General features: G+C 37.6%; 17 protein-coding genes and 2 tRNA genes (1 of these 19 only partly in view). All 19 read right to left on the bottom strand.

Going from position 1 to position 17,902, the window contains the following annotated elements; genetic code table 11:
* Positions 1-1,081, bottom strand: partial view of a lysine--tRNA ligase gene (gene lysS / locus NHG49_RS00425; protein WP_097864198.1) — the 5' portion only. Its footprint begins 419 nt before the window's first position; only the first 1,081 of its 1,500 coding nucleotides appear in the window; the start codon lies at positions 1,079-1,081; its stop codon lies off the left edge, out of view.
* Positions 1,082-1,240: 159 nt separating this feature from the next.
* Positions 1,241-2,239, bottom strand: coding sequence for a tRNA dihydrouridine synthase DusB (gene dusB / locus NHG49_RS00420; RefSeq protein WP_240369115.1), 999 nt, complete (start codon positions 2,237-2,239; stop codon positions 1,241-1,243).
* A gap of 23 nt (positions 2,240-2,262) precedes the next feature.
* The gene (locus tag NHG49_RS00415; protein ID WP_000387029.1) at positions 2,263-2,466 is read right to left on the bottom strand and encodes a helix-turn-helix domain-containing protein; all 204 of its coding nucleotides are present in this window, start codon (positions 2,464-2,466) and stop codon (positions 2,263-2,265) included.
* A complete protein-coding gene (gene folK, locus NHG49_RS00410; RefSeq protein WP_240369114.1) occupies positions 2,418-2,933 on the bottom strand; it encodes a 2-amino-4-hydroxy-6-hydroxymethyldihydropteridine diphosphokinase in 516 nt (171 codons plus the stop codon). The genes NHG49_RS00415 and folK overlap by 49 nt, the downstream gene beginning before the upstream one ends.
* Positions 2,930-3,292, bottom strand: coding sequence for a dihydroneopterin aldolase (folB, locus tag NHG49_RS00405; RefSeq protein ID WP_064475166.1), 363 nt, complete (start codon positions 3,290-3,292; stop codon positions 2,930-2,932). The genes folK and folB overlap by 4 nt, the downstream gene beginning before the upstream one ends.
* Positions 3,293-4,153, bottom strand: coding sequence for a dihydropteroate synthase (folP, locus tag NHG49_RS00400; protein ID WP_240369113.1), 861 nt, complete (start codon positions 4,151-4,153; stop codon positions 3,293-3,295). It abuts the gene before it with no gap.
* Positions 4,143-5,000 (bottom strand): aminodeoxychorismate lyase, encoded by an 858-nt coding sequence (pabC, locus tag NHG49_RS00395; protein WP_088047082.1) that lies wholly within the window; start codon positions 4,998-5,000, stop codon positions 4,143-4,145. Before pabC ends, folP begins: the two co-directional genes overlap by 11 nt.
* On the bottom strand, positions 4,994-5,581 hold the full coding sequence (gene pabA, locus NHG49_RS00390; protein WP_064475163.1) for an aminodeoxychorismate/anthranilate synthase component II: 588 nt from the start codon (positions 5,579-5,581) through the stop codon (positions 4,994-4,996). Before pabA ends, pabC begins: the two co-directional genes overlap by 7 nt.
* Positions 5,582-5,586: 5 nt before the next feature.
* Positions 5,587-6,984, bottom strand: a complete 1,398-nt coding sequence (pabB, locus tag NHG49_RS00385; RefSeq protein ID WP_087979110.1) for an aminodeoxychorismate synthase component I — start codon at positions 6,982-6,984, stop codon at positions 5,587-5,589.
* Positions 6,985-7,203: 219 nt separating this feature from the next.
* A complete protein-coding gene (gene cysK, locus NHG49_RS00380) occupies positions 7,204-8,127 on the bottom strand; it encodes a cysteine synthase A (protein ID WP_064475161.1) in 924 nt (307 codons plus the stop codon).
* Between the two features lie 110 nt (positions 8,128-8,237).
* A complete protein-coding gene (hslO, locus tag NHG49_RS00375; RefSeq protein WP_088047084.1) occupies positions 8,238-9,116 on the bottom strand; it encodes a redox-regulated molecular chaperone HslO in 879 nt (292 codons plus the stop codon).
* A 6-nt stretch (positions 9,117-9,122) separates the two neighbouring features.
* Positions 9,123-9,911 (bottom strand): type III pantothenate kinase, encoded by a 789-nt coding sequence (locus tag NHG49_RS00370; protein WP_000578367.1) that lies wholly within the window; start codon positions 9,909-9,911, stop codon positions 9,123-9,125.
* Positions 9,912-10,136: 225 nt separating this feature from the next.
* On the bottom strand, positions 10,137-12,038 hold the full coding sequence (gene ftsH, locus NHG49_RS00365; RefSeq protein WP_016085296.1) for an ATP-dependent zinc metalloprotease FtsH: 1,902 nt from the start codon (positions 12,036-12,038) through the stop codon (positions 10,137-10,139).
* A gap of 85 nt (positions 12,039-12,123) precedes the next feature.
* A complete protein-coding gene (hpt, locus tag NHG49_RS00360; RefSeq protein ID WP_000981838.1) occupies positions 12,124-12,666 on the bottom strand; it encodes a hypoxanthine phosphoribosyltransferase in 543 nt (180 codons plus the stop codon).
* Positions 12,663-14,093, bottom strand: a complete 1,431-nt coding sequence (tilS, locus tag NHG49_RS00355; protein ID WP_240369112.1) for a tRNA lysidine(34) synthetase TilS — start codon at positions 14,091-14,093, stop codon at positions 12,663-12,665. Before tilS ends, hpt begins: the two co-directional genes overlap by 4 nt.
* Positions 14,094-14,326: 233 nt before the next feature.
* The gene (spoIIE, locus tag NHG49_RS00350) at positions 14,327-16,798 is read right to left on the bottom strand and encodes a stage II sporulation protein E (RefSeq protein ID WP_064475159.1); all 2,472 of its coding nucleotides are present in this window, start codon (positions 16,796-16,798) and stop codon (positions 14,327-14,329) included.
* 260 nt (positions 16,799-17,058) lie between these two features.
* Positions 17,059-17,130 (bottom strand) — tRNA-Glu (locus tag NHG49_RS00345).
* 13 nt (positions 17,131-17,143) lie between these two features.
* Positions 17,144-17,217 (bottom strand) — tRNA-Met (locus NHG49_RS00340).
* A 160-nt stretch (positions 17,218-17,377) separates the two neighbouring features.
* Entirely contained in the window at positions 17,378-17,866 is a 489-nt protein-coding gene (locus tag NHG49_RS00335; RefSeq protein ID WP_000021454.1) for a S1 domain-containing RNA-binding protein, read from the bottom strand.
* Positions 17,867-17,902: the final 36 nt, after the last annotated feature.

Here is a 17,902-nt window from a genome sequence, read left to right as displayed (position 1 = left end):
CTTCCATCGTATCCTTAATACCTACATTATGTTCTTTTGCAAGTTTACGCGCTTCTTCTACACTCATTGGATTCCAGAAATCTGCTCCTGAATGTTCCTTGATTGCATCTACCATATGAAGACGTGTCCATTCTGGTTCTAGATTAATTTCATAATCACCATATTGGATTGTTGTTGTACCTAGTACTTGCTTCGCAATATGAGCAACCATATTTTCTGTTAGTTTCATAATATCTTTATAATCAGCATACGCTTCATATAATTCAATCATTGTAAACTCTGGATTATGACGAGTTGATACACCCTCATTACGGAATACACGACCGATTTCATAAACTTTTTCTAATCCACCCACAATAAGGCGTTTTAAATGAAGTTCAATTGCGATACGCATGTATAATTCCATATCTAACGCATTATGGTGCGTAATGAAAGGACGCGCAGAAGCTCCACCTGCAATTGCATGCATCATAGGTGTTTCCACTTCAAGATAACCATTGTCATCTAAGTATCTTCTCATTTCACGAATGATTTTACTGCGAGTAACGAATGTTTCACGGCTTTCCATACTTGTGATTAAGTCTAAGTAACGTTGACGGTAGCGTTGTTCAACATCTTTTAATCCATGATATTTATCCGGTAATGGACGAAGAGATTTCGTTAATAGTGTAAAGCCCGTTGCTTTCACCGAAAGTTCTCCAACGTTCGTTTTGAACACTTTACCTTCAATACCTACTAAATCACCTAAATCTGCTGTTTTAAATAATTCGTACTCTTCATCTCCAACAGCATCTTTACGAACATAAATTTGAACTTGTCCATGTAAATCTTGAATATGTGCAAATCCAGCTTTTCCTTTACCGCGTTTTGTCATAATACGACCAGCGATAGAAACAGAGATTTCTTTCTCTTCTAATTCTTCTTTAGAGAACTCTCCATATAAGCTTAATAAGTCATTTGTTGCATTTGTACGTTCAAATCGTTTACCGAACGGATCGATTCCTTGCTCACGTAAGTTATGTAACTTTTCACGACGAACAAGCAATTGGTCGTTTAATTCTTCGTGGTTCATGTTATCCATGGTATTGATATCACTCCAGCTCTATTAATTTTTACAATATATACAGTATAGCATTTTCTACTCAACTAGAAAAACTGCCAGCAACTAGCTGGCAGTTCTTCTTTCTTTCACGTAATTATAGGAAGTGTATAGAAGAATGTCAATCTTCCCTATCTATTATTAACCAACGTGAATTGTTTGTTGTTTCGCTTCTACTTCTTCTACAAATGCACCTAATACATCCGCAAGGTCCTCACGCGTATTACAAGCATTGATACCATTACGTACAGTTGCATTACCACGAACACCCTTTAAATACCAAGCTGCATGCTTTCTCATCTCTCTTACAGCGACAATTTCGTTCTTTAAATCGATAAGACGATCTAGATGCAACATACATACGTCAATTTTCTCACGCACTGTCGGTTCCGGCATTAATTCACCTGTTTCCAAATACTTTACCGTACGATAAATCATCCACGGGTCCCCAAGGGCAGCGCGACCAATCATAACACCGTCTACACCAATTTCATCAAGCATACGCTTTGCATCTTGTGGCGTTTCGACATCACCATTTCCGATAACCGGGATATTTACAGCTTGCTTTACTTGTTTAATAATATCCCAATCCGCTTTCCCTTCATACATTTGTACTCGTGTACGTCCATGAACTGCTACTGCTTGTCCGCCAGCACGCTCAACAGCTTTTGCATTCTCAATTGCAAAAATATGATCTGCATCCCAACCAATACGCATCTTAACTGTAACCGGCTTTTCAACAGCATCTACAACTGCCGCTACCATTTCATATATTTTATTTGGGTCTAAAAGCCACTTTGCTCCCGCATCACACTTAATGATTTTTGGTACTGGGCAACCCATATTAATATCAATAATGTCTGCTGTCGTATATTTATCTACGTATTTCGCAGCATCTACAAGAGTTTCTTTCTCTCCACCAAAAATTTGTAAACTTAATGGCTTTTCTCTTTCATCAATATATAACATATCTAATGTTCTTTTGTTATTAAGTAATATCGCTTTATCACTTACCATTTCAGCACAAACTAAACCTGCACCAAATTCTTTTACTGTCAAACGGAATGCAGAGTTACACACTCCCGCCATCGGTGCTAATACAACCGGGTTTTTCATCTCAATGTTTGCAATCTTTAACACTCGACTTACTCCTTCCTTCATAGTCACTTCGGCATTAATTCCTCCACTGAAACCTTTAATGCCTTAGCAACTTCCACTACAAAATCTTGGGAAGGCGATCGATTCCCTCTCTCAACTTCACCTAAAACAGATACAGATACCCCTAACTCTTTCGCAAAACCTTCTTGTGTATAACCTTTCAGCTTTCGAAAAGCACGAATACGTCTTCCCCATTTTTCTGCTTCCATACCGTTACTCCCTCTCGCCTTTTCATTTCTTCTACTTGTGAACGTGAAATGTTTTGTTTTATATCTTGATTAATCTCTAACAACGGAACGATAACAAAAGCTCTTTCGAACATCCGCGGATGCGGAACAATAAGATTCTCTGCTTCAATATTTTCTTGATTATATAGTAAAATGTCAAGGTCGATGGTCCTCGGACCCCATCTAATTTCCCTTTTTCTTCCTAAATCATTCTCTACTCTTTGTGTAATTTTCAATAATTCTTGCGGTGATAAATTGGTAGAAATTTTTATAACTAAATTTAAAAAGCAACTTTGGTCAGTATAGCCAACTGGCTCTGTTTCATATATAGATGAAATATCGTTAACTTGGATATACGGGTTTTTGTTTAAAAACTGAATCGCTTCAGTTAAATACGTATAACGTTCTCCGATATTTGAACCTAATGCAATGTAAGCTATATTATTCATGGACGTTCTCTCGTAATTTCCACTGCTACAGCACGATAATGTCCAGGTATCGGCGGATCTGGTTTAATTACTTTAATTGTACAACGGAAAATACTCTCATATCGTTTCAATATATCTGCAGCAATATTTTCAGCGATACTCTCTACAAGCTTATACGTTCTATCTTCAACAACTTTTCTACATAACTCGAAAAGCTCTCCATAATTGACAGAATGCTCTAAGTCATCACTTTCTCCTGCCTGTTTCAAATCCAACTCCACCGTTAAGTCCACTTTAAATCTCTGACCCAATTTATTTTCCTCTGGGAATACACCATGATAACCGTAAAACTCCATATCATGAACATAAATTTTATCCAATTACTTTACCCCCTTACCAATCATCGCATCCATCATCTTAGCCATACGTGTCATTTCCTTCACATCATGAACACGAACAAACTCACAGCCCTTTTCAATGCCGAGACAAACGGTAGCTCCCGTTCCCTCAAGACGTTCCTCTACCGGTAAATCTAACACATGTCCAATAAAGGACTTTCTTGAAGTACCTAAGAGAACCGGATAACCCAGTACGTTTAACTGTTCTAAATTACGCATCGCTTCTAAATTTTGTTCAGGTGTTTTAGCAAAACCGATGCCTGGGTCTAAAATGATATTCTCATCTCGCACACCAGCATCTTTAGCAATTTTAATACTGTCATATAAATCAGCAATCATATCAGCCATTAAATTGCGGTAATTCATGTTATCGCGATTGTGCATCAAGATAATAGGTACATCGTAATGAGCTGCAACTTCAGCGATTTTTGGTTCCGCCTTCGCTCCCCAAACGTCATTAATAATATGAGCGCCAGCTTCGATTGCTTGTTTTGCAACTTCAGCTTTATACGTGTCGATAGAAATAGGCAATTTCACTTCTTTTGCAACCGCCTGAATCATCGGAACAACTCGCTTGATTTCTTCTTCCACTGATACTTTAGCAAAACCCGGGCGAGTAGATTCACCGCCGATATCAATAATATGAGCACCTTCATCTCGCATTTCTTTCGCATGGCGCACCGCAGCCTCTACCTCGTTGTAACTCCCACCATCGGAAAACGAATCTGGTGTTACATTTAAAATCCCCATAATTAAAGTTTTTTCATTTAAGTTCAATGTATATTCGCCGCAGCGCAAATCATAATCCCACTTCAAACTACACATCTCCTCTTCACAATTCATTTCTGCTCCACAATTTCTCTCTCTGCATTTCGTAAAGATTCATAAACCTTTTTGTAACCACACCTACTTTACCCGGGAAATCTCGCCCCTCTATATGATAAAGTGGAACAATTTCTTGAATCGAGTTTGTTACGAAAACTTCATCAGCGGAAAGTAATTCATCTTTTGTAAAGAAACCTTCCTTTACTTCGATGCCCAACCCTTCAGCAACCTTTATAATAAACGCACGAGTGATACCATTTAAAATCCCCGTTTTTAACGAAGGTGTATACAAAATATCACCTTTCACGAAAAAGAGATTCGAAACAATACCCTCTGCAACATAACCTGTTTCAGTAAGAAAAATACCTTCCTTATTCACAACATTTCCAATTTCACGTTTCCCTAAAATGTTATTTAAATAATGATGAGACTTTAAGCGAGACGCACCCTCTGGTGTATTTCGCACTTGCTTTAAAACAACCCCTTCTTTTTCTACTACATCTTCAGGGGCTGCTAAAGGTTTTATAAAAACAATAACAGACGGCTCTTCATACATTTTCGTTTGCAATCCAATTTCATCTATACCCGCTGATACATTAAAACGTACATATGCATGCTCTAATTCATTCTTAACGAGTAAATTCTTCAAAATAAGCAGTACTTCATCTTTCGTCATTGTCCATTTAATTTGCAATGTATCCAGCGCATCTATTAAACGGTCATAATGATCATCCAATAAGAAAGGATGACCATTATAAATACGAAACGTCTCAAAAACTCCAAGACCATATAAATAACCATGATCATAAGGAGAAATTCTCGCTTCACTTGCTTCTACATACTCACCATTTAAGTAAATTAACATGATGTCACACTTGGACTGTATTTACGAATGAAATTCTGCAACAACTCTTTTCCGTGGGAAGTCATAATTGATTCCGGATGGAACTGTACACCTTCAATCGGTAATGTTGTATGACGGAGCGCCATAATTTCCCCTTCTTCTGTCCAAGATGTTACCTCTAAGCAATCAGGTAACGTCTCTTTCTTAACGATAAGGGAATGATAACGTGTCGCAGTAAACGGATTAGGGATATCCGAAAAAATCGTCTTTCCGTCATGATGCATAAGCGACGTTTTCCCATGCATTAAGCGCTCCGCACGTATAACCTCTCCACCAAACACTTGTGCAATAGATTGATGTCCAAGACAAACCCCAAAAATCGGAATCTTTCCAGCAAAGTATTGAATAACCTCCATACTAATACCCGCTTCATTAGGACTACACGGACCTGGCGAAATCATTAAAAAGTCTGGTTTCATATTCTCAACATCTGAAATAGTCACTTCATCGTTACGTTTAACAACAAGCTCTTGTCCAAGTTCTCCAAGAAACTGCACTAAATTAAATGTAAAAGAATCATAATTATCAATCATTAATATCATTTCTCTCACCTAACCGTTTCTTCGCTACGTTCTTTTGCACGCCATAAAGCAATCGCCTTTTTTAACGACTCTTTATATTCATTTTCCGGATTCGAATCAATTACAATTCCTGCTCCTGCTTGTACATGTGCTTTTCCATCTTTAGCAAGCAGTGTTCTAATTACAATATTCAATTCTGTATCTCCAGAATAACCGATCCACCCGATTGAACCTGTATAAATCCCTCGGCGAACAGGTTCTAATTCTTCAATAATTTCCATCGTACGTATTTTCGGGGCACCAGTAATTGTTCCCCCAGGGAATACAGCCTTCACTAAATCAAAAGCATCTTTATCTTCTTCCACCTCACCACGCACATTAGAAACAATATGCATAACATGTGAGTATTTCTCAATTACCATAAATTCATCTACTTCTACAGTGCCATATTTACAAACACGCCCTAAATCATTTCGTTCTAAATCCACAAGCATGACGTGCTCTGCTCTTTCTTTTTCGTTCTCAATTAATTCTTTTGCTAATTCTTCATCCTCTTGCTCATTCGCCCCTCTAGATCTCGTTCCAGCAATCGGTCTTGTACTTACTTCGGTTCCCTCTTTCTTAATTAGCAACTCTGGCGATCCACTAACAATTTGAAAATCCCCGAGCTCCAAGTAACCCATATATGGAGATGGATTAATTTCACGAAGACTTGTATAAATTTCGAGTGGGTGTGTTTGTAACGTTCTTTCTTGCCTTGTCGACAAGTTTACTTGGAACACATCACCAGCTCCAATATATTCTTGAATACATTCAACCGCCTTCATAAAGCTTTCTTCTGTAAAAGCAACTGTTTCACTTTTCTCTTCAGGGCACGCAAAAGGTATATTCACTTCTGGCGCTTCTGTCGCCCAAAGAATCTTCCATTCATTTAATCGCTCTTTTGCCTCTTCATGCTTATCTACATAATGTGTAATAATCCATAATACTTTTTCTTTTTGATCATAAACAAACACATCATCAAATAATAAAAAGAATATATCAGGTATATTAATGTCATCTTCCGCAAGGGAAGGGAGTTTTTCAATATAACGGATGCAATCATAACTAAAGTAACCAATTGCACCACCTTGAAATGGAGGGTATTCCGGATTATAGTCCGTTTTCCATCGCTCCATATATTCCTGCATTAAATCTAATGGGTTTCCTTGTTTTATTGTTTCCTTACCACTTTCGCTTATATGTAACGTTTCACCCTTCCCTCGGATTACCGCTACTGGGTTCAACCCCACAATGTTATAACGACCGCCACGTCCACTCTCTAACAAAATATGTTGCGGTTTATCCTTAGAAAGAAATTTATACTGCTTAAAGAAATCTAACTGATATGGAATAGAAAGCGCTAAAGATTTTCTTCGTTGCATATCAACACCCCGTCTTCTTTTATCCCACCCTCTTAGATTAACCACCTCAAACTACATTCGTTATGTATATAAAGTGGTTATACTCGAAGGCTAGTGAAAATAAATTAATTATACTACCTCTTATTTTACATGAAGTTTTCTAGTCATTCACTCTTTTCCTATTTCCAATCCAAAAAGAAAAAGCATCCTTTTCAAGGATGCTTTTTCAATCACATATAATTAAGACTCAAATTGATAAAGCGGTGTACTTAAATAACGTTCACCGTTACTTGGGATAATAACAAGTACCTTTTTCCCTTTACCTAACTTTTTCGCAATTTCTGTTGCTGCATAAATAACTGCTCCAGAAGAGATACCCACTAAAATACCTTCCTCTTTAGCCACTCTTCTTGCATATTCAAATGCTTGCTCTGCTTTTACTTGAACAATTTCATCATATACCTCTACATCCAATGTCTCTGGGATGAATCCCGCCCCAATTCCTTGGATTTTATGTGGACCCGGTTTCCCACCAGATAGTACTGGTGAATCCGCAGGTTCTACTGCATAAATTTTAATATCTTTATACGCTTCCTTCAGTACTTCACCAGCACCAGTAATCGTTCCACCTGTACCAATACCTGCAATAAACGCATCTAATTGTTCACCCATTTGTTCAACAATTTCTGGCCCTGTTGTTAAACGATGAATTTCTGGATTTGATTGATTTTTGAACTGTTGTGGTATAAAGTAGCCATGCTCTTTTGCTAATTCAGTCGCTTGACGAATCGCTCCACCCATTCCTTCAGGTCCTGGAGTCAATACTAATTCTGCACCGTAAGCACGTAATAAATTACGACGCTCAATACTCATTGTTTCTGGCATTACTAAAATTGCCTTATATCCTTTAGCGGCCGCTACCATCGCTAAACCAATTCCTGTGTTACCACTTGTTGGCTCAATGATTGTATCGCCTTCTTTTAATAATCCTTTTTTTTCAGCATCTTCAATCATAGCTAATGCAATACGATCTTTAACACTGCTCCCTGGATTCATAAATTCTAATTTTAAGTATATATCTGCGCTGTTTGATTCTACGATGCGGTTCAACTTAACGATCGGCGTTTTCCCGATTAATTCTGAAACTGATTGTGCCACTCGCATTCCTGTCACTCCTAACACCGAGTATTTTTATTGGTTTTATCTATATTTCGATTTTGTCAGAAAATTCCCTGTTTGTCAATCTATTTAGAGGATGGATTCCCTCACTTCCCTTATGACAAACTCTCAATTAAATTTGTAATATCTTCTTTAGAAAACTTGTATCGCTCATTACAGAAATGACAATGAACTTCTGTCTCTTCTTCTTCTTCGCGAATTTGCTCTAACTCTGTTTTACCCAAACTAATTAACACACTCTCAATACGTTCGCGTGAGCATGTGCAATTAAATTGAACATCCATCACTTCTAATACTTTTACTTTATCTTCTCCAAGAACTGCATACAGTAACTCTTCTGGAGAAAGCCCTTGTTCGATTAACGTTGATACAGGAGGAATTTTTTGCAAACGATCTTCGATGAATGAAATTGTTTCTTCCTGTGCACCTGGCATAATTTGAAGGATAAATCCACCTGCCGCTAATACGCTGTCATCTCCATTTACAAGAACACCAACTCCTACAGAAGAAGGTGTTTGCTCAGAAACTGCAAAATAATACGTGAAGTCTTCCCCTAATTCTCCTGAAACAATTGGAGATTGACCAATAAACGGCTCACGCATACCAATATCTTTAATTACTGTTACAAATCCCTCAGTACCTACCGCTTGATATACACGTAATTTTCCTTGTTCCGTTCCTTCAAAATCAACATGTGGATTCGTTACATAACCACGTACATCCCCATTTGCATGAGCATCTACTAAGATGGGACCAATCGGACCATTACCTTCTACCTTAATCGTTAACTTTTGGTCACCTTTTAACATCGCGCCCATCATTGTACCTGCAGTTAAAGAACGACCAAGTGCCGCTGAAGCTGTTCTCCATGTATCATGACGTCTTTGCGCCTCACTTACTGTGTTTGTAGTACGTACACTATATGCACGCACTTCCCCATCAAACGCTAACGCTTTTACTAAATAATCTTTCATACTCATTTATTCACCTTTCTCATGCTGTAAATTTGCATTACGCTCGTATAACATATACAAACCCTTTAATGTTAAAAATGGATCTACAACGTCAATTACATTCGATTCTTCTGAAATTAATTTCGCTAATCCACCTGTTGCAATAACTTTCGGTTCTTGTTTAGCTTCCTCTTTCATACGCTTAACAATACCTTCCACTTGTCCAACATAACCATAAAGAATACCAGATTGCATTGCACTTACCGTATTCTTTCCAACAACACTGCTTGGTTTTGTAATTTCAATACGAGGAAGTTTTGCCGCTCTACTATATAAAGCCTCTGCTGAAATCATAATTCCCGGCGTAATAACTCCACCCATATAATGCTTTTCTTCGTTAATATAACAATATGTAGTAGCCGTACCGAAATCGACAATAATAAGCGGACTTCCATACAAGTGGATTCCTGCTACCGCATTTACAATTCGGTCCGCGCCTACTTCACGTGGATTTTCATATTTAATATTTAGCCCTGTTTTTATTCCAGGACCTACTACAAGCGGTTTAATTTTAAAATACTTTTCACACATGCGCTCTAAAGCAAACATAATTGGTGGTACGACTGAAGACACGATAATACCTTTCACATCTTCAAACGAAAGACCTTCATGCTCAAGCAACTGCTTGACAAGCATTCCATATTCATCTTCTGTCTTATGACGATCTGTTTCCATGCGCCAGTGTTGACGAAGTTCCCCCTCTTCAAACACGCCTAGTACAGCATTTGTGTTCCCTACATCCAATACAAAAATCATATTCTCACCACTTATCTTATTTAATCTATATTTGTGCAGTATGTATAAAACTTATAAAAACATCATATCACACATACTTATATAATCAGCTTTTCTATCCTCATCATTTTACAAAAAGATTACGCTCTATTTCAATTTTTAATACCCAATTTATTTAAATTCTTTTTCTACTTCATTTCGTTCCACAAATAAAAAAAGGAGTGACCATCGTCACTCCTTCATCTCTTACTTATCTTCTGATTCTTCATCGTCCTTCTTCATATTGATGTTTACTTTCACATCATCTGAAGATGTTGGACGCTCTGGCAATCTGCCGTAATCATATAAATGATTGATTTGCTCTGCATCTAACGTTTCTACTTCAAGTAACGTTTTCGCAATAATATCTAGCTTATCACGTTTTTCAGTAAGAATTTGGTGCGCGCGAGCATAACATTCTTTTATAATAGTTTGCATTTCCACATCGATTTCATGTGCAATTGCATCACTGTAGTTTTGTTCTGAATGGAAGTCTCTTCCTAAGAACACTTGACCACCTTGTGAGCTACCGAATTGCATTGGTCCAAGCTTATCACTCATACCGAATTCCGTAACCATACGTCTTGCAATACCAGTCGCACGTTGGAAGTCGTTGTGAGCACCTGTGCTTGCTTCACCAAACACAATCTCTTCAGCTACTCGACCACCAAGTAAACCAGTGATTTTATCAAGTAACTCTGGTTTTGTCATGAAGTAACGATCTTCTTTCGGAAGCATCACTGCATATCCACCAGCTTGACCACGAGGGACAATTGTTACTTTATGAACGATATCTGCTTCATCAAGGACAACACCAATTACAGTATGGCCAGCTTCATGGAATGCAACGATATTACGTTCTTTTTCAGAGATAACACGACTTTTCTTAGCAGGACCTGCAATAACACGATCCGTTGCTTCATCAATGTCACTCATATCAATTTTCTTCTTATCTTGACGCGCAGCTACTAAAGCAGCTTCGTTTAATAAGTTTTCAAGATCAGCACCAGAGAACCCTGGTGTACGAGTTGCAATTGCTCTTAAGTTGATATGATCATCAAGCGGTTTATTACGAGCATGTACTTTCAGTACAGCTTCACGGCCATTTACATCTGGACGATCTACTGTAATTTGACGGTCAAAACGACCTGGACGTAATAACGCTGGATCAAGAATATCGGGACGGTTTGTTGCAGCAATGATAATAATACCTTCGTTTGCACCGAATCCATCCATTTCAACAAGTAATTGGTTCAACGTTTGCTCACGCTCATCATGGCCACCACCAAGACCTGCGCCACGTTGACGTCCTACTGCATCAATTTCATCAATGAAAATGATACAAGGAGCATTTTTCTTTGCATTTTCGAATAAATCACGTACACGTGATGCACCGACACCAACGAACATCTCTACGAAATCAGAACCACTGATAGAGAAGAATGGAACGCCAGCCTCACCTGCAACGGCACGTGCTAGTAAAGTTTTACCTGTACCTGGAGGTCCTACTAATAGAACACCCTTCGGAATACGAGCACCAACTTCAGCGAACTTACGAGGATCTTTCAAGAATTCAACTACCTCAACAAGCTCTTGTTTCTCTTCATCCGCTCCAGCAACATCTCTGAAACGAACTTTTTTCTTTTCGTCATTATATAACTTCGCCTTACTTTTCCCGAAGTTCATAACACGGCTACCGCCGCCCTGAGCCTGGTTTAATAAGAAGAAGAATAAAATGAAGATAATGACAAACGGAATGATAGAAGTAAAGAACGTTACCCAAGCACTTGTTTCTTCTGCTGGTTGATACTTAACTTCAGCACCTTGCGCTTTGTCATTAATTTTCTTTTGTAATTCCTCAGTATTTGGTGCATAAGTAACAAATTGTTCTCCTTGGCTAGAGTTGTTAAATTGTCCTTTTACCTCAAATACACCATTTTTCGGTTGAAGTTGCACATTACGCACTTCACCTTTTTCTAGTTTAGTAATGAATTTATCGTAGCTAACTGATGTCGTTTTTTGCGTCGAACCATTAAAATAGCTCACGATTCCAATTACTACTAGGAATATCAGTAAATAAAAGATGGTATTACGGAAGATACGATTCATTCCTAACCTCCTCTCACGGCATAAACACTATTGTAAATCGTAACATAGAAAAACTTTCCTATACAATTGTAACGCCTGTATTTAATTAATTTGAGTAAACGCTTGGTTTTAATACTCCTACATAAGGAAGATTACGGTACTGCTCTTTATAATCTAATCCATATCCTACAACAAATTCATGCGGAACAGTAAATCCAACATAATCCGCTTTCAAATCTACCTTGCGGCCTGTCGGCTTATCTAATAACGTAACAATTTTTACAGACTTCGCTTTACGATATTTAAATAGGTCTACTAAGTAACTTAGCGTAAGACCGCTATCAATAATATCTTCAACGATTAAAATATCGCGACCTTCTACAGAAGTATCAAGGTCTTTTAAAATTTTCACTTCGCCTGTTGAAACGGTAGAGTGACCATAACTAGATACAGCCATAAAGTCCATTTCAAGATATGTATCTGTTCTCTTTAATAAATCTGCCATGAATGGCATCGCGCCCTTTAATACGCCAATCGCAAGAGGTACTGTGTTTTTATAATCCTCTGCAATAATTGCGCCTAATTCGAGCACCTTTTCTTGTATTTGTTCTTCAGAAATTAATACTTTTTCGATATCTTGATTCATCATTTCATTATCCTCCCGGAAGACTCCTTGCTTTTGTAGTGAATAATCATATATTTATCCTTCTTTGCCGTCTCTTTCGAGATAGCAAATGCAGATCGCTTCAACAAGGGTACCCAAATAATATTCCCACTTGCATCACAAACGACCGGCCATTCTTCTCTTTTTTCTCTTGGTACTTTCGCTTCGATAAAGATAGCTTTTATCTTTTTTGTGCCATTCATACCTTGTATTGACATGCGATCTCCATTTTCTCTAGAACGAATACGAAGTGGATATGATATATCATTATACTTAGCAACAAATACTGTTTCATTCATGTTACTTGGTATGTCTTCGCTCACCTCTGTTACAAGCTTATCCCCGTTCGATAGCATAATTGTCCCGGGCACTGATAAATCTTGTAAAAAAGGAGAAACAATTCCTTGTTTAAATCCAAAGCTGCACTCTTCGTATGCGCGAACAATTTTTAAATCACCTGGAAAATCAAGTGAACCCGAAGGTTGTGTCCGCTTAAAAAACTCAATCACTTTGTCAATATGTATAGAGGAAAGAGAAGATGGAATCTTATATTCATAAAGATAGTTTAATATTAGTTGAATCCCTCTTCTTTGTAAAGACATAGACATGGATTCAAAGGCAGGAATTGATAAGCTAATTTGTTTATCACTTTTTTTTGTAATTACTTTATTCATTTTCTCAAAAGCTAATTCCTGCAAATACGCCTCATCCTCTTGCATTTGCATGCTAAATTTTTGGAATTTCTCATGCACTTGTGAATTTTCTTCTTTCAAATGAGGAAGAACATATTTACGTAATCGATTCCTTGTATATACTTCCTTTTTATTACTTGGATCTATACGGGGAATTATTTTTAGCTTATTACAGTAATCAACAATCTCTTCCTTCGTTACTCCAAGTAACGGCCTAATTAAATATCCATTATGAAAAGGACGCTTCACTGCAATTCCTGCATATCCTTTCGGAGTACTCCCTCGTACAAGGCGCATTAAAATCGTCTCTACTTGATCATCACCATGATGTCCAAGAGCTACATATCTCGCATCATATTTCTTCATTATTCTTTCCAAAAATGCATATCTGCATTCTCTAGCAGCAACCTGTGCATTCATTCCGTGTTGCTGTTGATATTGCGACACATTAATCCTTATCGTTTCGCAAATAACTCCCAGCCCTTTACAAAGGTCCTGCACAAACTGTAGGTCCTCATGAGATTCATCACCTCTAAACATATGATCCACATGTGCCACTACAATTTCAAACTGTTTTGCTGCTCTTTTTTCTAACAAATAATATAGAAGAGCCAAAGAGTCAGGACCACCAGAAACCCCTACAACAATTGTTGAACGTTCCTTTAATACATCATGCTGCTTTACAAAGTCATCTACCTTTTCAACAAATGTATCTTTCAACTTCGTAATCACCTTTCATTAAACAAGAACAGCAACGTTAGTTACCTTGTTTATAATGGTACAACTTTTACAAACATTGTGCAAAAAAAAGATATACAAAAATCACATTTTTATCTTACATCATCCGTACATATTCACAAAAATAATAACATTATCTTTTAAAGTAAAAAAACCTAGGCATCCACCTAGGTTTTTAGAAAGAAACAGTGATAAAGAAACATCACACTTAAAATTTATTGTGCCTGCATTCCTACAATTGGAATCGTAGCCCACTTCGGCATATTTTTCTTCACTTTCGCCACAACGATAGTCATATCGTCATTTATATAACCATCACAAGAGCGAATCACCTCTTCCATAATGATATCAGCAATTTCTTGCGGATCTTCGGTTTGTAATTCTTTAATTTTTCGTTTCATCCATAGCTCGTGATTCTCTACATGTTGCGCTCCTTCGAAAATCCCATCGCTCATCATAATAAGGATATCGCCCGTTTTTAATTGTTCACCTACTACATCAACTTCAACATCCTCAATAATCCCCATCGGTAAATTACTCGCCTCAATTTTCAAAATATTATTCGCGCGTTTAACAAAACTCGGCGTCGATCCAATCTTTAAAAATTTCGCACTCGCATCCCGTAAATCCACCATAGCTAAATCTAACGTCGTAAACATCTCTTCTGTTGTTCTTAAAGAAAGAATAGAATTGATAGATTTAATCGCTATTTCCTCATCAATGCCTGATTGAAGTATTTTTTGTAATAATTTCACCGTTTCTTTACTCTCCATATGAGCTCTTTGCCCATTTCCCATACCATCACTAATTGCAAGCGCATATTTACCAACACTCAAATCCATCATCGCATAAGAGTCACCAGAAACAAACCCACCGCCTTTTGCAGCTGTGGCCAACCCAGTATCAAGAGAATACGTTTTTGCTGAACCAAATGATATTAAGCTGTGGCCGTTCGGATAAGAAGATTTTTCTTCATGTTTAACAACAATATTTTCCTTTAGAATATCAGAAAGCATCGGCGCAACTAACTTTTCACATTCTCCATGTTCATTAGATGCAACCGGAATCAACATTTCAATATCAATACTTCCTCTATCTAAACAATATATATCAACATGCTCTACTTCTACGCCAAAATCACGAAACGCTTGCATAATCTGTTCTTCCTGCACTTGATGATTTTCTCGTTCTCTTTGGATCTCCTTAGCAAAATCCTCCATAACTTTTGATACACCTAATAGTTGCTCCGCTACTATTCTACGGTTTTCTTTCATTTGTTTTCGTAATTTTTGTCCTTCATAGAAGTGATCTAATTCACCCGCTACTAAATCCGTCACTTTCTTCCCTCTCACACAATGCTTGTCCCATTCACGAACTAACTTCCGATTATGCTGCAACGTCCCCTCTTCCGTTTCACTCATTATTTGTTTCATATAATCGTACGTTTTGTCGAAATTAACTACCCAGCATTGGTCCTTTTTAAAGCATGTTTGACATGTTTTTGCAGTAATTGTACTTAAGAACAAATCCGCTTCTGTCTCTTTATCTTCCTCCTCCACATATCCATATACAGAAAAGCTATTAGATAAAGCAGCAAATACATTGGCAAATTGATTAATTTTATTCGCTGTAACATCACGCATCCTTCTTAAATACTGTTGTTGATCTTGTGAATGTTCCTGTGTGCCTGGCATGAATTTAGCAATACGATCCATAACAAGTTTCGGTGTTAATAAGAAGAACACAATCGCCACACCAGATTCAATTAAAGTTGTCACAATGTTTGTTTGCTTGTCTACATATAGCGTAATCAAGCTCGTCCCAATTAATAAACCTAAACTAACACCTAAACGCTTCCCTTCTTTTAACAAACCACCAAGCAACCCAGAAAAAGCAAGTAGACTAAGTTGAGACAAACTGGAGACATTGGCTAAACTTAATATTAATCCAGTGACCACCCCCACTGTAGATCCTGTAGCAGCCCCCGCGATAAATGCAAACACGAGCACTAAATACCTAGTAAAAATATGTTGAATAGAAGCGTCATATACAAACCAATCTGTTGTACCTGTTAAAACAGATGCTAGTAATATAATTAAACAAACAATTTCTTCTGTCTCTAGCGCTTGTTGTTTACCTTTTCGTTCTACTAAAAGCGGAACACTTTGTAAAAATATCATAGTTAATACGAAGCTAAGCCCTGCCTCAATCGTACTAACGAGTAAATCGTACATGGTGACAGTTTGTTGCGCGAAATATACGACAACTAAATGTGCGGTTAATGCGGAGATAAATACTTGGAATGGAACAAGTCCAACAGTTTTACGTGTAAACCGACTAAAGAAGATATTATAAATGAAGAAAGTAAAAATAGATGCAAAGGTAAAGAATAAATTATCTATCGAAACTGAAAGTGCGCCCCCCATAAGAGCCAAGAACGCGAGCGGCATTTTATCCCGCTTCATAACATAAACAGCAGCAAAAAACGGCAGTGCAAACGGTAAAATGTTTGTTAATATATACGCTCGTCCCAAAAGAAAACCAATAACAACAATAATAAATCCCCATCTAAAGAAAACCTGCTCAAACTTCATTCGCAACTTACTCGTCCACTTTACTGCTCCAAGCTGACTCTCATTCATTGCCAATGCACTTGTATTCATAGTATTCCTTCCTGCTTTAGGCATATTTTTAACACCACCTGCATAGTTTAATTACTGTCATTATAAAAGATGATTATTGGGATTTTTGTCAAAACAACAGTTTTCACTTTTATAATCGTTCGACTTTTTATTCGAAATAACTCTACATATATACACGGTATGTAATTTATTCTCACTATTTTAATTGAACATTCAGAAAATATAGGGTGATTTTGTAGAAGTGTTGTATGTCTTAATTTATTTAACAAAAAAAGATCATGCAAATTTGCATGATCTTTTTAGGATGACCCGTACGGGATTCGAACCCGTGTTACCGCCGTGAAAGGGCGGTGTCTTAACCACTTGACCAACGGGCCGTTAAATTAAATATAGCGGCGGAGGGGATCGAACCCCCGACCTCACGGGTATGAACCGTACGCTCTAGCCAGCTGAGCTACACCGCCATGTCGTCTTATTTAACGGACAATTAGTATCTTACCTCAGATATATTTTAAAGTCAACACATCTTGAAAACTTTTTTAAAAATATATTTTCACATATAAAAAAGCACCCCGAGCAATCGCCCTGGGTACTTCTCTATATGCTAAGAATTAAACGTTCTTATTATCCGCGACGTGCGCCACGGCCACCACGTTTAGATTCTGTGTTACGCTTTAAAGAAGTTAAACGATCTTCACTGTCCTTTAAGAAACGTGCCATCTTTTGCTCGAATGTTTCTTTTGGAGCTCGTTCGTTACCGCCACCACGGTTATCTCTGTTGAAAGAACGATTACGTTGTGGACGTCCAGAACGTTGTTGATCGCCACCGCCACCGCGTTGGTATTCACCACGTGGACGATCTCCTTCTGTTTTTTCACGCTCTTTCGCTTTTTTAATAGATAGACCGATCTTGCCATCTTTTTCAACGTTAATAACTTTTACTTCTACTTGGTCGCCCACTTTTAAGTGATCGTTAATATCTTTCACATAATTATCAGCAACTTCACTAATATGAACAAGACCCGTTAAGCCTTCTGGCAGCTCCACAAAAGCCCCAAAATTTGTAATACCTGTTACTTTACCCTGTAACTTGCTGCCTACCTCGATTGACATAAAAAAAATGCTCCTCCTTAGTGGTTAAAAAGTCAA

Source organism: Bacillus sp. IBL03825, from assembly GCF_024712505.1.
GTDB lineage: Bacteria > Bacillota > Bacilli > Bacillales > Bacillaceae_G > Bacillus_A > Bacillus_A wiedmannii.
The sequence above is the reverse complement of the archived record's forward strand: the minus strand, read 5'-3'. Positions and strand labels throughout refer to the sequence as shown.

Excerpts from the sequence above, each read along its gene's own strand:
- NHG49_RS00415 (WP_000387029.1), bottom strand. The coding sequence starts at position 2,466 with ATGGAAGCAGAAAAATGGGGAAGACGTATTCGTGCTTTTCGAAAGCTG.
- folK (WP_240369114.1), bottom strand. The coding sequence starts at position 2,933 with ATGAATAATATAGCTTACATTGCATTAGGTTCAAATATCGGAGAACGT.
- folP (WP_240369113.1), bottom strand. The coding sequence starts at position 4,153 with ATGAATTGTGAAGAGGAGATGTGTAGTTTGAAGTGGGATTATGATTTG.
- pabC (WP_088047082.1), bottom strand. The coding sequence starts at position 5,000 with ATGTTAATTTACTTAAATGGTGAGTATGTAGAAGCAAGTGAAGCGAGA.
- pabA (WP_064475163.1), bottom strand. The coding sequence starts at position 5,581 with ATGATATTAATGATTGATAATTATGATTCTTTTACATTTAATTTAGTG.
- pabB (WP_087979110.1), bottom strand. The coding sequence starts at position 6,984 with ATGCAACGAAGAAAATCTTTAGCGCTTTCTATTCCATATCAGTTAGAT.
- cysK (WP_064475161.1), bottom strand. The coding sequence starts at position 8,127 with ATGCGAGTGGCACAATCAGTTTCAGAATTAATCGGGAAAACGCCGATC.
- hslO (WP_088047084.1), bottom strand. The coding sequence starts at position 9,116 with ATGAAAGATTATTTAGTAAAAGCGTTAGCGTTTGATGGGGAAGTGCGT.
- NHG49_RS00370 (WP_000578367.1), bottom strand. The coding sequence starts at position 9,911 with ATGATTTTTGTATTGGATGTAGGGAACACAAATGCTGTACTAGGCGTG.
- ftsH (WP_016085296.1), bottom strand. The coding sequence starts at position 12,038 with ATGAATCGTATCTTCCGTAATACCATCTTTTATTTACTGATATTCCTA.
- hpt (WP_000981838.1), bottom strand. The coding sequence starts at position 12,666 with ATGATGAATCAAGATATCGAAAAAGTATTAATTTCTGAAGAACAAATA.
- spoIIE (WP_064475159.1), bottom strand. The coding sequence starts at position 16,798 with ATGCCTAAAGCAGGAAGGAATACTATGAATACAAGTGCATTGGCAATG.
- NHG49_RS00335 (WP_000021454.1), bottom strand. The coding sequence starts at position 17,866 with ATGTCAATCGAGGTAGGCAGCAAGTTACAGGGTAAAGTAACAGGTATT.